This window comes from Klebsiella sp. K5-204, from assembly GCF_030128585.1.
In the GTDB taxonomy this organism is placed as follows: Bacteria; Pseudomonadota; Gammaproteobacteria; order Enterobacterales; family Enterobacteriaceae; genus Klebsiella; species Klebsiella quasipneumoniae.
Window position 1 is genome coordinate 457,669 of sequence record NZ_JAKUZS010000003.1, and the last position, 13,880, is coordinate 471,548.

At 57.7% G+C, this 13,880-nt stretch carries 13 protein-coding genes and 5 tRNA genes; all 18 read left to right on the forward strand.

From position 1 onward, the window contains the following. Window positions 1–209 precede the first annotated feature (209 nt). Window positions 210–920, forward strand: coding sequence for a metal ABC transporter ATP-binding protein (locus tag MKR05_RS10910; protein WP_075206823.1), 711 nt, complete (start codon window positions 210–212; stop codon window positions 918–920). Continuing rightward, window positions 917–1,780: a metal ABC transporter permease gene (locus tag MKR05_RS10915; protein WP_023290767.1), complete on the forward strand. Its 864-nt coding sequence runs from the start codon at window positions 917–919 to the stop codon at window positions 1,778–1,780. Before MKR05_RS10910 ends, MKR05_RS10915 begins: the two co-directional genes overlap by 4 nt. Window positions 1,781–1,787: 7 nt before the next feature. After that, window positions 1,788–2,666: a metal ABC transporter substrate-binding protein gene (locus MKR05_RS10920; protein WP_032453816.1), complete on the forward strand. Its 879-nt coding sequence runs from the start codon at window positions 1,788–1,790 to the stop codon at window positions 2,664–2,666. Window positions 2,667–2,804: 138 nt separating this feature from the next. Continuing rightward, complete coding sequence (gene pncC, locus MKR05_RS10925; protein ID WP_032453814.1) at window positions 2,805–3,302, forward strand: nicotinamide-nucleotide amidase; 498 nt, start codon at window positions 2,805–2,807, stop codon at window positions 3,300–3,302. A 90-nt stretch (window positions 3,303–3,392) separates the two neighbouring features. Then, window positions 3,393–4,451 carry a recombinase RecA gene (recA, locus tag MKR05_RS10930; protein WP_004205686.1) on the forward strand — a complete coding sequence of 353 codons (1,059 nt, stop codon included), beginning with the start codon at window positions 3,393–3,395 and terminating at the stop codon, window positions 4,449–4,451. Between the two features lie 70 nt (window positions 4,452–4,521). Further along, entirely contained in the window at window positions 4,522–5,022 is a 501-nt protein-coding gene (recX, locus tag MKR05_RS10935) for a recombination regulator RecX (RefSeq protein ID WP_101996172.1), read from the forward strand. Window positions 5,023–5,272: 250 nt separating this feature from the next. After that, window positions 5,273–7,900: an alanine--tRNA ligase gene (gene alaS / locus MKR05_RS10940; RefSeq protein WP_032453813.1), complete on the forward strand. Its 2,628-nt coding sequence runs from the start codon at window positions 5,273–5,275 to the stop codon at window positions 7,898–7,900. Between the two features lie 362 nt (window positions 7,901–8,262). After that, entirely contained in the window at window positions 8,263–8,448 is a 186-nt protein-coding gene (gene csrA / locus MKR05_RS10945) for a carbon storage regulator CsrA (protein ID WP_000906486.1), read from the forward strand. Between the two features lie 321 nt (window positions 8,449–8,769). Then, window positions 8,770–8,862, forward strand: a tRNA-Ser gene (locus MKR05_RS10950). Between the two features lie 4 nt (window positions 8,863–8,866). Continuing rightward, a tRNA-Arg gene (locus MKR05_RS10955) sits at window positions 8,867–8,943 on the forward strand. A 151-nt stretch (window positions 8,944–9,094) separates the two neighbouring features. Next, window positions 9,095–9,171: transfer RNA gene (locus tag MKR05_RS10960), tRNA-Arg, on the forward strand. Window positions 9,172–9,359: 188 nt separating this feature from the next. Then, window positions 9,360–9,436: transfer RNA gene (locus tag MKR05_RS10965), tRNA-Arg, on the forward strand. A 228-nt stretch (window positions 9,437–9,664) separates the two neighbouring features. Beyond that, window positions 9,665–9,741: transfer RNA gene (locus tag MKR05_RS10970), tRNA-Arg, on the forward strand. Between the two features lie 391 nt (window positions 9,742–10,132). Further along, window positions 10,133–10,447 (forward strand): BON domain-containing protein, encoded by a 315-nt coding sequence (locus MKR05_RS10975; RefSeq protein ID WP_004205689.1) that lies wholly within the window; start codon window positions 10,133–10,135, stop codon window positions 10,445–10,447. A gap of 125 nt (window positions 10,448–10,572) precedes the next feature. Beyond that, window positions 10,573–11,139 (forward strand): fructose-1-phosphate/6-phosphogluconate phosphatase, encoded by a 567-nt coding sequence (gene yqaB / locus MKR05_RS10980; RefSeq protein ID WP_004205690.1) that lies wholly within the window; start codon window positions 10,573–10,575, stop codon window positions 11,137–11,139. Then, complete coding sequence (locus tag MKR05_RS10985) at window positions 11,136–11,564, forward strand: YqaA family protein (RefSeq protein ID WP_023290761.1); 429 nt, start codon at window positions 11,136–11,138, stop codon at window positions 11,562–11,564. Before yqaB ends, MKR05_RS10985 begins: the two co-directional genes overlap by 4 nt. A gap of 66 nt (window positions 11,565–11,630) precedes the next feature. Then, window positions 11,631–13,187, forward strand: a complete 1,557-nt coding sequence (gene gshA / locus MKR05_RS10990) for a glutamate--cysteine ligase (protein WP_064155053.1) — start codon at window positions 11,631–11,633, stop codon at window positions 13,185–13,187. A gap of 165 nt (window positions 13,188–13,352) precedes the next feature. After that, a complete protein-coding gene (gene luxS, locus MKR05_RS10995) occupies window positions 13,353–13,868 on the forward strand; it encodes an S-ribosylhomocysteine lyase (protein ID WP_004205694.1) in 516 nt (171 codons plus the stop codon). Window positions 13,869–13,880: the final 12 nt, after the last annotated feature.

Here is a 13,880-nt window from a genome sequence, read left to right on the forward strand (position 1 = left end):
ACTTCTCGCTTATCCTCCTGCTTTTTCCCGTTTGCCTGCCGTTTGTCGACCTTTGTTACATTTCCGCTCCCCGACGCTGATTTACAATCTTATTTCGCCTCTGTATTGTTATGTTATAACATTAAGTAGAGGTGGGATATGTTCACATCGGTTTTTATGGCATCCGGCGCGGCGCGCCTGGCCATCGCGGGAACGCTGCTGGCGGCGCTATGGCTGGCGACCTGGTGGGCGGTGACGCTGCCATGATTGAACTGGAACAACTGGTAACCGGCTATGGCGGGGTGGCGATCACCCCGCCGCTGAGCGGGATGATATGCCCCGGCAGCCTGACGGCAATCGTTGGCCTCAATGGCTGCGGAAAATCGACTCTGCTGAAAACCCTCGCCGGGTTTCTTCCGCCGGTCAGTGGCTGTCTGCGCTGGCAGGGAAAGCGGCCGGTGATTGGCTGGCTGGCGCAGCGCCATGCCCTCGAGTCGCAGTTTCCTCTCAACGTGCAGGATGTGGTGAGCCAGGGCGCATGGCCCGGCGTGTCGCTGCTGCGCGGTCTGGGCGGCGATACCCGGCGACGCATCGGCGCGGCGCTGGAGCGGGTCGGGCTGGCGAGCCTGGCGAAAACCCCGATCGAAGCGCTCTCCGGCGGCCAGTTTCAGCGCATGCTGTTTGCCCGGGTGCTGGTGCAGCAGGCGCCGCTGGTGATGCTCGACGAGCCCTTCACCGGCATTGATGAAGCGACCAGTTGCGAACTGATGGATTTGATCCTCGACATGCACCGGCAGGGGCAGACCATCCTGGCGGTGCTGCATGATAACCAGCGGGTAGCCGACTTTTTCCCGGAGACGCTGCTGCTGACCCCCCGGCGCGCCTGCTGGGGCGCCACCCGGGCGGTTCTCCCGGCCTTCAGCCAGGCGAGGTCGGCATGATCTGGCACACCTTCTTTCAGCCTTTTATTGAATTCGGCTTTATGCGCCGGGCGCTGGTGGTCTGTCTGGCGCTGTCGCTAAGCACCACCATGCTGGGCGTCTTCCTGCTGCTGCGGCGCATGAGCCTGATGGGCGACGCGCTGTCGCACGCCATTCTCCCCGGCGTGGCGGTGGGCTATCTGCTGAGCGGCATGTCGCTGCTGGCCATGACCCTGGGCGGCTTTGTCGCCGGCATCGCGGTCGCGCTGGTGGCGGGATGGGTGAGCCGGCGGACGCCGTTAAAAGAGGACGCCAGCTTTGCCGGATTTTATCTGGGATCGCTGGCGCTGGGCGTCACCCTGGTGTCGCTGCGCGGCTCCAGCGTCGACCTGCTGCATCTGCTGTTTGGCTCCATTCTGGCGGTAGACCGTGACGCGGCGCTGTTTGTCAGCGGCGTCGCCAGTCTGACGCTGCTGTGCATCGCGCTGTGCTACCGCGGTCTGGTCAGCGAGGCTTTCGACAGCGCCTGGCTGCAGGTGAATCACCGCCGGCTGCCCGCGCTGCTGCATGGGCTTTTTCTGGCGCTGCTGGTGCTTAACCTGGTGGCGGGGTTTCAGGTACTCGGCACGCTGATGGCGGTAGGGGTGATGATGCTGCCGGCGGTCGCCGCGCGCTGCTGGGCGCGAACGCTGCCGGGCATCCTGCTGCTGGCGGCGCTCTCCGGCGCGCTCTGCGCCTGGCTGGGTTTGAGTCTCTCCTGGGCGGCCAGTCTTCCCGCCGGGCCCGCCATCGTGCTGACCGCCAGCGCGCTGTTTTTTATTTCGCTGTTTTTTGGCACGCGCAGCCGGCTGCTGGTCGGCTGGCGCAAATTGATGGGGTAAGGAAATGATGAAACGTAGTGCAATAGTGGTCGCGCTGGCCTTCGGCCTGATGGCGCAGGGGGCGATGGCGAAAACGCTGAATGTGGTAAGCAGTTTTTCGGTGCTGGGTGATATGGTGCAGCAGGTCGGCGGGGAGCATGTTCATGTGGATACCCTGGTCGGCCCGGATGGCGATCCGCACACCTTCGAGCCGTCGCCGAAGGACAGCGCGCTGCTCAGCAAGGCCGACGTGGTGGTGGTTAACGGTCTGGGACTGGAAGGGTGGCTGGATCGCCTGATTAAGGCCTCTGGTTTTAAGGGCGAGCTGGTGGTGGCGTCGAAGGGCGTCAAGACCCATACCCTCGATGAAGATGGCAAAACGGTGACCGATCCCCACGCCTGGAACAGCGCGGCGAACGGCGCGTTGTATGCGCAGAATATCCTCGATGGACTGGTGAAAGCCGACCCGGAAGATCAAGCGGCGCTGACGAACAGCGGCAAGCGTTATATCGAGCAATTGACGGCCCTCGACGGCTGGGCGAAAGGGCAGTTCAGCGCCATTCCGCAGGCAAAGCGCAAAGTTCTCACCAGCCATGACGCCTTCGGCTATTTTGGCCGCGCTTATCACGTGACCTTCCTCGCGCCGCAGGGGCTCTCTTCAGAGAGCGAGGCCAGCGCGGCGCAGGTGGCGGCGCTGATTAAGCAAATCAACGCGGACGGCGTCCATACCTGGTTTATGGAGAACCAGCTTGACCCGCGACTGGTGAAGCAGATCGCCAGCGCCACCGGCGCGCAGCCCGGCGGAGAACTCTATCCTGAGGCGCTCTCCGCCCCGGGTGGCGTCGCGGATAGCTATGTCAAAATGATGCGTCATAACGTGGCGCTGATCGCCGCCAGCATGAAGTAGTCGTGCAATTTCTCATCCCGGCGCCGCCGGGATGATTCATTTTGGATGTCCCCTCGTAAATTCCACACCTCGTCCCCATATCTCTGTGGAAAGTGCTATCTTTGATGGCCTCTTTATCCGGAGCAAAGCGGGGCGATAATGACCGATTCAGAATTAATGCAGCTAAGCGAGAAGGTCGGCCGGGCGCTGAAGGCGCAGGGCGCGACGGTGACCACGGCGGAATCCTGCACCGGCGGCTGGATAGCGAAAGCCATCACCGATATTGCCGGCAGCTCAGCGTGGTTTGAACGCGGTTTTGTGACCTACAGCAACGAGGCCAAATCGCAAATGATCGGCGTCAGCGAAGCGACGCTGCGGGACAACGGCGCGGTGAGCGAACCGGTGGTGGTGGAGATGGCGATCGGCGCGTTGCGCGCCGCGCGCGCGGACTATGCCATCTCGGTAAGCGGCGTCGCCGGGCCGGATGGCGGCAGCGACGAAAAGCCGGTCGGGACGGTGTGGTTTGGCGTCGCCAGCGTCAGCGGGCAAGGGGTGACGCGGCGGGAATGCTTTGCCGGAGACCGCGAAGCGGTGCGTCGTCAGGCGACGGCCTACGCGCTCAATCTGCTCTGGCAACAATTTCTACAAAAGACTTGATACTGTATGACTATACAGTATAATTGCCTCAACTGAACAAATATTAACGGCGAAGCGAACAGGCTTCACCCTGCATGATTAGGAGTAACAATGGCGATCGACGAAAACAAACAGAAAGCGTTGGCGGCTGCACTGGGCCAGATCGAAAAGCAATTCGGTAAAGGCTCCATCATGCGCCTGGGTGAAGACCGTTCTATGGACGTAGAAACCATCTCCACCGGCTCGCTTTCTCTGGATATCGCGCTGGGCGCCGGCGGTCTGCCAATGGGCCGTATCGTCGAGATCTACGGGCCGGAATCCTCCGGTAAAACCACCCTGACGCTGCAGGTTATCGCCGCAGCGCAGCGCGAAGGTAAAACCTGTGCGTTCATCGATGCGGAACACGCGCTGGATCCGGTCTATGCGCGCAAACTGGGCGTGGATATCGACAACCTGCTGTGTTCTCAGCCGGATACCGGCGAGCAGGCGCTGGAAATCTGTGACGCGCTGGCGCGCTCCGGCGCGGTTGACGTTATCGTCGTCGACTCCGTCGCGGCGCTGACGCCGAAAGCGGAAATCGAAGGCGAAATCGGCGACTCTCACATGGGCCTCGCGGCGCGTATGATGAGCCAGGCGATGCGTAAACTGGCGGGTAACCTGAAGCAGTCCAACACGCTGCTGATCTTTATCAACCAGATCCGTATGAAAATCGGCGTGATGTTCGGTAACCCGGAAACCACCACCGGCGGTAACGCGCTGAAGTTCTACGCCTCCGTGCGTCTGGATATCCGTCGCATCGGCGCGGTGAAAGAGGGCGATAACGTCGTCGGCAGCGAAACCCGCGTCAAAGTAGTGAAGAACAAGATTGCGGCGCCGTTCAAACAGGCTGAATTCCAGATCCTCTACGGCGAAGGCATCAACTTCTTCGGCGAGCTGGTTGACCTCGGCGTGAAAGAGAAGCTGATTGAGAAAGCGGGCGCCTGGTACAGCTACAACGGCGACAAAATTGGTCAGGGTAAAGCGAACGCTATCACCTGGCTGAAAGAGAACCCGGCGGCGGCGAAAGAGATTGAGAAGAAAGTGCGCGAACTGCTGCTCAACAACCAGGACTCTACGCCGGACTTCGCCGTTGACGGCAACGACGCAGAAGAAACGGAACAAGATTTCTGATATCGTCTAACAGAGTGATAAAGGGCTGCTTATGCGGCCCTTTTGCTTTTCTTAGATTATTGAGGTGCCTGTGACTGAACCTTCATCACGCCGATCCGGCTATGCTCGTCTGCTGGACCGCGCTATCCGTATCCTGGCGATGCGCGACCACAGCGAACAGGAGCTGCGGCGCAAACTGGCCGCTCCGGTGATGAGCAAAAACGGCCCCGAGGCGCTGGACGTCACCCCTGAAGAGCTGGAGCAGGTGGTGGCCTGGTGTATCGAAAACCACTATCTCGACGATAATCGTTTTGTCGGCCAGTTCATCGCCAGCCGGAGCCGCAAAGGCTATGGCCCCGCGCGCATTCGTCAGGAGCTCAGCCAGAAAGGCATTGCGCGCCAGGCCGTTGAACAGGCGATGCGCGAATGCGATATCGACTGGGTGAGCCTTGCCAGGGCGCAGGCGCAGCGTAAATACGGTGAACCGTTACCATCCGCCTTTACTGAAAAAGTGAAAATCCAGCGATTCCTGCTGTACCGTGGCTACCTGATGGAAGATATCCAGGAAATCTGGCGAAATTTTGCAGATTGACCCATCCGGGATTTTACTTCGCCGTAAAGAAAACTTATCTTATTCCCACTTTATTCCGTCGGGCCGCTGGTTGTGACAGTGCAGGCAGCGTCCTGGGCGATTATTCCTTTACACAAAATCATTCAAGCTGCATCAGGGCGGCAAGAGAGACTATCTTCCGCAGCGCACGTCAGTTCGGTGCCGGAAGAGCAAGCGCAGCCAGGACAGAGGCGACTTGAAGGATGACGTGTAGCTTGATTTCAGGATAATTATGAGCAAGAGCACCGCTGAGATCCGTCAGGCGTTTCTCGACTTTTTCCATAGCAAGGGACATCAGGTAGTTGCCAGCAGCTCCCTGGTGCCGCACAACGATCCGACCCTGCTGTTTACCAACGCAGGGATGAACCAGTTCAAGGATGTCTTCCTTGGTCTCGACAAACGTAATTATTCGCGTGCGACCACCGCGCAGCGTTGCGTGCGTGCGGGTGGTAAACACAACGATCTGGAAAACGTCGGTTACACCGCGCGCCACCACACCTTCTTTGAAATGCTGGGCAACTTTAGCTTCGGCGACTACTTCAAGCAGGATGCCATCAAATACGCGTGGGAACTGCTGACCGGTGAGAACTGGTTCGCGCTGCCGAAAGAGAAGCTGTGGGTCACCGTTTACGAGACCGATGACGAAGCATTCGACATCTGGGCCAATGAAGTTGGCGTCCCGCGCGAGCGAATCATCCGCATCGGCGACAACAAAGGCGCGCCGTTTGCTTCAGACAACTTCTGGCAGATGGGCGACACCGGTCCGTGCGGCCCGTGCACCGAAATCTTCTTTGACCACGGCGATCACATCTGGGGCGGCCCTCCGGGAAGCCCGGAAGAAGACGGCGACCGCTACATTGAGATCTGGAACATCGTCTTCATGCAGTTCAACCGTCAGGCTGACGGCACCATGGAGCCGCTGCCGAAGCCGTCCGTCGACACCGGTATGGGCCTGGAGCGTATTGCCGCGGTGCTGCAGCACGTTAACTCCAACTATGACATCGACCTGTTCCGCGATCTGATCGCCAGCGTGGCGAAAGTCACCGGCGCCACCGATCTGACGAACAAGTCGCTGCGCGTTATCGCCGACCACATTCGCTCCTGCGCCTTCCTGATCGCTGACGGCGTTATCCCGTCGAATGAAAACCGCGGCTACGTGCTGCGTCGCATCATTCGCCGCGCGATCCGTCACGGCAACATGCTGGGCGCGAAGGACACCTTCTTCTGGAAACTGGTTGCCCCGCTGATTGCCGTGATGGGCTCCGCCGGCGAAGAGCTGAAGCAGCAGCAGGCTCAGGTTGAGCAGGTGCTGAAAACCGAAGAAGAGCAGTTCGCCCGTACTCTGGAGCGCGGACTGGCGCTGCTGGATGAAGAGCTGTCGAAGCTGAAAGGCGACACCCTGGATGGCGAAACCGCCTTCCGTCTGTACGACACCTACGGCTTCCCGGTCGACCTGACCGCGGACGTCTGCCGCGAGCGCAACATCAAGGTTGACGAAGCCGGCTTTGAGGCCGCCATGGAAGAGCAGCGCCGCCGCGCGCGCGAGTCCAGCGGTTTCGGCGCGGACTACAACGCGATGATCCGCGTTGACGGCGCCTCTGAATTTAAAGGTTACGATCGTCTGGAGCTGAACGGCAAAGTGACGGCGCTGTTTATCGACGGCAAAGCGGTGGATAGCGTCAGCGCGGGTCAGGAAGCGGTGGTGATCCTCGACCAGACCCCGTTCTATGCGGAGTCCGGCGGCCAGGTGGGCGATAAAGGCGAACTGAAAGGTGCGGGCTTCTCCTTCGCGGTCAGCGACACGCAGAAGTACGGCCAGGCCATTGGTCATATCGGTAAAGTCGCCAGCGGCTCCCTGAAAGTGGGCGACGCGGTGCAGGCCGATGTGGACGAGGCTCGCCGTCAGCGTATCCGTCTGAACCACTCCGCGACGCACCTGATGCACGCGGCGCTGCGCCAGGTGCTCGGCACCCATGTGGCGCAGAAAGGCTCGCTGGTCAACGATAAAGCGCTGCGCTTTGACTTCTCGCATTTCGAAGCGATGAAGCCGGAAGAGATTCGTGCAGTGGAAGATCTGGTCAACGCGCAGATCCGTCGTAACCTGGCTATCGAAACCAACATTATGGATATCGATGCCGCGCGCGCATCCGGCGCCATGGCGCTGTTCGGCGAGAAATACGATGACCGCGTCCGCGTGCTGCAGATGGGCGACTTCTCCACTGAACTGTGCGGCGGGACTCACGCGGCGCGTACCGGTGATATCGGCCTGTTCCGCATCACGTCTGAGTCCGGTACCGCCGCTGGCGTGCGCCGTATCGAAGCGGTGACTGGTGAGGGCGCGATAGCCATGCTGCACGCGCAGAGCGATCAGCTCAGCGATATCGCACAGCTGCTGAAGGGCGACAGCCACAATCTCGGCGAGAAAGTTCGCGCCGCGCTGGAGCGTACCCGTCAGCTGGAAAAAGAGCTGCAGCAGCTGAAAGAGCAGGCTGCGGCGCAGGAGAGCGCAAACCTCTCCAGCAAAGCGGAAGAGATTAACGGCGTTAAGCTGCTGGTCAGCGAACTGGCCGGCGTGGAGCCGAAGATGCTGCGTACCATGGTTGACGACCTGAAGAACCAGCTGGGTTCGACGGTTGTGGTGTTGGCTACGGTCGCAGACGGTAAAGTTTCCCTGATTGCCGGTGTGTCTAAGGATGTGACAGATCGCGTGAAGGCAGGGGAGCTGGTTGGTATGGTCGCTCAGCAGGTGGGCGGTAAAGGGGGCGGTCGTCCGGATATGGCGCAGGCCGGTGGTACCGATGCGTCTGCTCTCCCTGCAGCGTTAGCCAGTGTGAAAGGCTGGGTCAGCGCAAAACTGTAATAACTATAAGCGCATATACCCTAAATAATTCGAGTTGCAGGAAGGCGGCGACGCAGCGAATCCCCAGGAGCTTACTCAAGTAAGTGACTGGGGGAGCGAGGAAAGCCAACACACATGCAACCTGAAGTATGACGGGTATAAGTGCCGTAACCTCAGGGAAATGGCACCTTGCGCGAGAAACACCGATAACGATAAAGTCGGGTTGAAATTGTGTATATCGGCTAAACTTAGGTTTAACAGAATGTGATGCCATGACTGCTTATACCGCAAGGTATTTGTCATCGCTTACTTTTTGGCGTTATATGATGGATAATGCCGGGATACGAGAGACCCGACTCTTTTAATCTTTCAAGGAGCAAAGAATGCTGATTCTGACTCGTCGAGTTGGTGAGACCCTCATGATTGGAGATGAGGTCACTGTGACAGTTTTAGGGGTGAAGGGTAACCAGGTTCGTATTGGCGTAAACGCCCCTAAAGAAGTATCTGTTCACCGTGAAGAGATCTACCAGCGTATTCAGGCTGAAAAATCCCAGCAGTCCAGTTACTAAGGTTTCCGCGCCTCGCTGTTCAGTGAGGCGCATCACTTACCGTCGCTTTTTCCCTTTTTCTGTTTTTTCCCCTGCGCCATACCGCTTTTCATCACCCTTTGCTGCTTTGGTCGTTTGGCGTTATGCCTGCGTCAGGGCTGATTTCCTGTTGATAAATTGCCCTTTTTGCCGTTTTTGCACGCGAATTGCGTGCGAAGTGTGCAAACGAAAAAAGGTCTCGAAAAAGTGTTTGACTTATAAGTACCAGAAAGTAATATGTGCGCCATCGCAGCGACGAAGAGCAGAAACAAGTTCTTCGAAGCACTCGAAAGAGGCGTGTGTGGTGAGGTGGCCGAGAGGCTGAAGGCGCTCCCCTGCTAAGGGAGTATGCGGTCAAAAGCTGCATCCGGGGTTCGAATCCCCGCCTCACCGCCATTTTGCATCCGTAGCTCAGCTGGATAGAGTACTCGGCTACGAACCGAGCGGTCGGAGGTTCGAATCCTCCCGGATGCACCATCATTCTTTCTGAATGAAGAGAGAAGAACGCTGTGAAAGCAGCGGCCCGCAGTGCGAGGCATAATCGAGTCACTCTACCGATTAGGCCGTCATACTCAGTGTGGCATGTGTTAGTTGTGACACTGACGCGTAGTAAAGCAAGTTTCCCGATGCATCCGTAGCTCAGCTGGATAGAGTACTCGGCTACGAACCGAGCGGTCGGAGGTTCGAATCCTCCCGGATGCACCATATTCTCCTTAGTAACAGCAATATCGTTGTTACATGGTCTGCGAAATTTTCGCCAGCACCAGGGAGGATAACGTTGCGTAAGCAACGGCCCGTAGGGCGAGGCGTAGACGAGTCATCCTCCCGGATGCACCATTCTTGCCTGATTCTGATTATTCAGATGAATTCTGTAGTAAACTAGTTATTCCGATGCATCCGTAGCTCAGCTGGATAGAGTACTCGGCTACGAACCGAGCGGTCGGAGGTTCGAATCCTCCCGGATGCACCATATTCTCCTTAGCAACAGCGAAAACGTTGTTTCATGGTCTGCGAATTTATCGTCAGTACCAGGGAGGATAACGTTGCGTAAGCAACGGCCCGAAGGGCGAGGCGCAGCCGAGTAATCCTCCCGGATGCACCATATTCTCCTTAGCAACAGCGAAAATGTTGTTTCATGGTCTGCGAAATTATCGCCAGCGCCAGGAGAGTAACCCCGCAGTACAATCGCTTTCCCGATGCATCCGTAGCTCAGCTGGATAGAGTACTCGGCTACGAACCGAGCGGTCGGAGGTTCGAATCCTCCCGGATGCACCATATTTTCCTTAGCAACAGCGAAAATGTTGTTTCATGGTCTGCGAATTTATCGTCAGTACCAGGGAGGATAACGTTGCGTAAGCAACGGCCCGAAGGGCGAGGCGCAGCCGAGTCATCCTCCCGGATGCACCATATTCTCCTTAGCAACAGCCTTCTCCTTAGTAACAGCGAAAATGTTGTTTCATGGTCTGCGAAATTATCGCCAGCACCAGGGCGGATAACGTTGCGTAAGCAACGGCACCCTCTTCACGCTTCCCTCGCCATCCCGATAACCGCGTTTTCCATCGCCAGTTTCATCCTGACTTTTTTATTGGCAAGCCGCGCTTTCCACTATAATTTATCCTTGTATATCAGCGTTATCAGGCTGAGATAAATGCAAGGAGAGAAATCCATGAAATGGTTCAAAGCAATACCTGCTTTTTGCGCAACGCTGCTGGTGGCGACTGCCCTCGCTGGCTGTGCGGGATCGGCTACAAAGGAGAGTACGGGCGGCTATATTGACGATACCGTGGTGACCACCAAGGTGAAAACGGCGCTCTTTAACGATAAAGACATCAAGTCCTCTGAAATCAGCGTCCAGACCTTTAAAGGCCGCGTCCAACTGAGCGGATTTGTCTCCTCCGCGGAAAGCGCTAAACGGGCGGTGGAAGTCACCCGTCGGGTGCAGGGCGTGCGAATGGTCGAAAACGATCTTCGAATTAAATAAGGCCGCCTATCCGGTCTGATGCCTGAAGGCGCCTGTGGGCGCCTTTGTCGTCTGCGCCGCTGGCCGCGACAACGACCGGCTTTTGCGTTACAGTAACCATTCATTAACCGGTTGGTGAGAAGACGATGTACGAAGGTTACGCAGGACTGATCTTTGATATGGATGGCACTATCCTCGATACCGAGCCGACCCATCGTCAGGCATGGAATGAGGTGCTGGGCCGCTACGGTATGCGTTTCGACGAACAGGCGATGGTTGCCCTCAATGGCTCACCGACCTGGCGGATTGCCCAGGCGATTATTGAACTCAACCAGGCGGATCTCGATCCACATCGCCTGGCGCAGGAAAAAACCCTGGCCGTTAAGGCGATGCTGCTGGACAGCGTACGTCCATTGCCGCTGATCGAGGTGGTCAAGGCGTGGCACGGCCGTCGCCCGATGTCGGTCGGCACCGGTAGCGAAAGCGCCGTCGCCGAAGCGCTGCTGGCGCACCTGGGCCTGCGTCATTACTTCTCCGCGGTGGTGGCGGCCGATCATGTGGTCAACCATAAACCCGCGCCCGATACCTTCCTGCTGTGCGCCGAGCGCATGGGCGTCGCGCCGGAAAAATGCGTGGTCTTCGAAGATGCCGACTTTGGTCTGCAGGCAGCGAAGCGCGCGGGAATGGACGCTGTAGACGTGCGTTTGCTGTGAGCGATGCGCTGTCACTCCTCTCGCTGTTTGCCAGTAGCTTTTTAAGCGCCACGCTACTTCCCGGCAATTCGGAGGTTGTGCTGGTTGCGATGCTTCTTACGGGGGTTAGTCATCCGTGGTGGTTAGTATTAATAGCAACAATCGGCAATAGCCTTGGAGGGGTAACTAACGTTATTCTGGGGCGCCTGTTTCCGCTGCGTAAAACCTCGCGCTGGCAGGAGCGGGCGGCCGGCTGGCTTAAGCGCTACGGCGCGGTGACGCTGTTGCTAAGCTGGGCGCCGGTTGTCGGCGATTTACTGTGTTTGCTGGCGGGATGGATGCGCATTTCCTGGGGACCGGTACTCTTTTTCTTATGCCTTGGAAAGGCGCTGCGCTATATCGTCATTGCGGCAGCGACGCTTCAGGGCATGACGTGGTGGCACTAATTGGACTGATAGTTCATCCATTACAATTATGCTTATTCAAACGATTTCGACAGGCGGGAGGTCAAATTGATCCCGGACGTATCACAGGCGCTGGCCTGGCTGGAAAAACATCCGCAGGCCCTGCAGGGTATTCAACGTGGTCTGGAGCGGGAGACGCTGCGCGTGAACGCAGACGGCACCCTTGCAACGACCGGTCACCCTCCGGCGTTAGGCTCAGCGCTGACGCATAAATGGATTACCACCGATTTTGCCGAAGCTTTACTTGAGTTCATTACGCCAGTAGATGGCGATATTGAGCATATGCTGACCTTTATGCGCGATGTCCATCGCTATACCGCGCGTCAGATCGGTGATGAGCGGATGTGGCCGCTGAGTATGCCATGCTATATCGCCCCCGGTCAGGATATTGAGCTGGCGCAGTACGGCACCTCTAACGTGGGGCGCCTGAAAACGCTATATCGCGAGGGGCTGAAGAACCGCTATGGCGCGCTGATGCAGACTATCTCCGGCGTGCACTATAACTTCTCCCTACCGATGGCCTTCTGGCAGGCTAAATGTGGTGTGGAAGACACTGAGAGTGGTAAAGAGGCCATTTCGGCGGGCTATTTCCGCTCAATTCGTAACTACTATCGCTTTGGCTGGGTGATCCCCTATCTGTTCGGCGCCTCGCCGGCGATTTGCGCTTCGTTCCTGCAAGGAAAGCCGACGACGCTGCCCTTTGAGGAGACGGGCAACGGCATGTATTACTTGCCGTACGCCACCTCGCTGCGCCTCAGCGACCTTGGTTATACCAATAAGTCGCAAAGCAATCTCGGAATTACGTTTAACGATCTGCACGAGTATGTGGCAGGATTGAAGCGCGCGATTAAAACGCCGTCGGAAGAGTACGCTAAAATCGGGCTGGAAAAAGACGGTAAGTATCTGCAGATCAACAGCAATATCCTGCAGATTGAAAACGAACTCTATGCGCCGATCCGCCCGAAACGCGTCACCCGTCGGGGCGAAACCCCGTCCGATGCGCTGTTGCGCGGTGGTATTGAGTATATCGAAGTGCGTTCGCTGGATATCAATCCCTTCTCGCCGATCGGCGTTGACGCCCAGCAGGTGCGTTTCCTCGACCTGTTTATGGTCTGGTGCGCGCTGGCCGACGCGCCGGAGATGAGCAGCGATGAGCTACTGTGCACCCGCACCAACTGGAACCGGGTGATTCTGGAAGGGCGTAAGCCGGGCTTAACGTTGGGCATCGGCTGCGAAAGCGCGCAGTTCCCGCTGGCGCAGGTGGGTAAAGATCTGTTCCGCGATTTACGCCGTGTAGCGCAGACGCTGGACAGCATTCACGGCGGCGAGGCCTATCAACAGGTCTGCGATGAGCTGCTGGCCTGTTTTGACGATCCGGAATTAACCTTCTCAGCCCGCATTCTGCGTTCTATGATTGAAGAAGGGATTGGTGGAACCGGCCGTGCGCTGGCCGATCGTTACCGGACCCAGCTGCGTGAAGAGCCGCTGGAGATCCTGAGCGAAGAAGATTTCATCGCCGAGCGTGACGCGTCGGTGGCGCGACAGAAGAAAATAGAAGCGGAAGACAGCGAGCCGTTTGAGGCGCTGTTGGCGCGGCACGCGTAGCGGTCGAAGCGCTGGAAAAGAAAAAGGCCACATCACTGTGGCCAAACTTTCATCTCTGATTCAGGGATGATGATGATAATAAATGCGCGTCTTTCATATACTGAGACTCGCGGCTGAACAAAGAGTTCATTTTATTTTAAAAAAATTCACTCCCGGAGGTGACGAATGCCGTTGTTAGATAGTTTCACAGTCGACCATACCCGAATGGAAGCCCCAGCGGTGCGTGTCGCGAAGAAAATGAACACGCCGCATGGCGATGAAATCACCGTATTCGATCTGCGCTTCTGCGTGCCGAACCAGGAAGTGATGCCGGAGCGCGGTATCCACACCCTCGAGCACCTGTTCGCCGGCTTTATGCGCGATCACCTGAACGGGAATGGCGTGGAAATTATCGACATTTCGCCGATGGGCTGCCGCACCGGGTTCTATATGAGCCTGATTGGTACGCCGGACGAGCAGCGCGTCGCCGACGCCTGGAAAGCGGCGATGGCCGACGTGCTGAAGGTGAAAGATCAGAACCAGATCCCGGAGCTGAACGTCTACCAGTGCGGGACCTACACCATGCACTCGCTGGAAGAGGCGCAGGAGATCGCTCGTCATATCATCGAGCGCGATGTGCGCATCAACAGCAACGACGAACTGGCGTTGCCGAAAGAAAAACTGCAGGAACTGCACATCTAGTGCTTCCGCCGC

Excerpts from the sequence above, each read along its gene's own strand:
- MKR05_RS10910 (WP_075206823.1), top strand. The coding sequence starts at position 210 with ATGGCTGGCGACCTGGTGGGCGGTGACGCTGCCATGATTGAACTGGAA.
- MKR05_RS10915 (WP_023290767.1), top strand. The coding sequence starts at position 917 with ATGATCTGGCACACCTTCTTTCAGCCTTTTATTGAATTCGGCTTTATG.
- MKR05_RS10920 (WP_032453816.1), top strand. The coding sequence starts at position 1,788 with ATGAAACGTAGTGCAATAGTGGTCGCGCTGGCCTTCGGCCTGATGGCG.
- pncC (WP_032453814.1), top strand. The coding sequence starts at position 2,805 with ATGACCGATTCAGAATTAATGCAGCTAAGCGAGAAGGTCGGCCGGGCG.
- recA (WP_004205686.1), top strand. The coding sequence starts at position 3,393 with ATGGCGATCGACGAAAACAAACAGAAAGCGTTGGCGGCTGCACTGGGC.
- alaS (WP_032453813.1), top strand. The coding sequence starts at position 5,273 with ATGAGCAAGAGCACCGCTGAGATCCGTCAGGCGTTTCTCGACTTTTTC.
- csrA (WP_000906486.1), top strand. The coding sequence starts at position 8,263 with ATGCTGATTCTGACTCGTCGAGTTGGTGAGACCCTCATGATTGGAGAT.
- MKR05_RS10975 (WP_004205689.1), top strand. The coding sequence starts at position 10,133 with ATGAAATGGTTCAAAGCAATACCTGCTTTTTGCGCAACGCTGCTGGTG.
- yqaB (WP_004205690.1), top strand. The coding sequence starts at position 10,573 with ATGTACGAAGGTTACGCAGGACTGATCTTTGATATGGATGGCACTATC.
- luxS (WP_004205694.1), top strand. The coding sequence starts at position 13,353 with ATGCCGTTGTTAGATAGTTTCACAGTCGACCATACCCGAATGGAAGCC.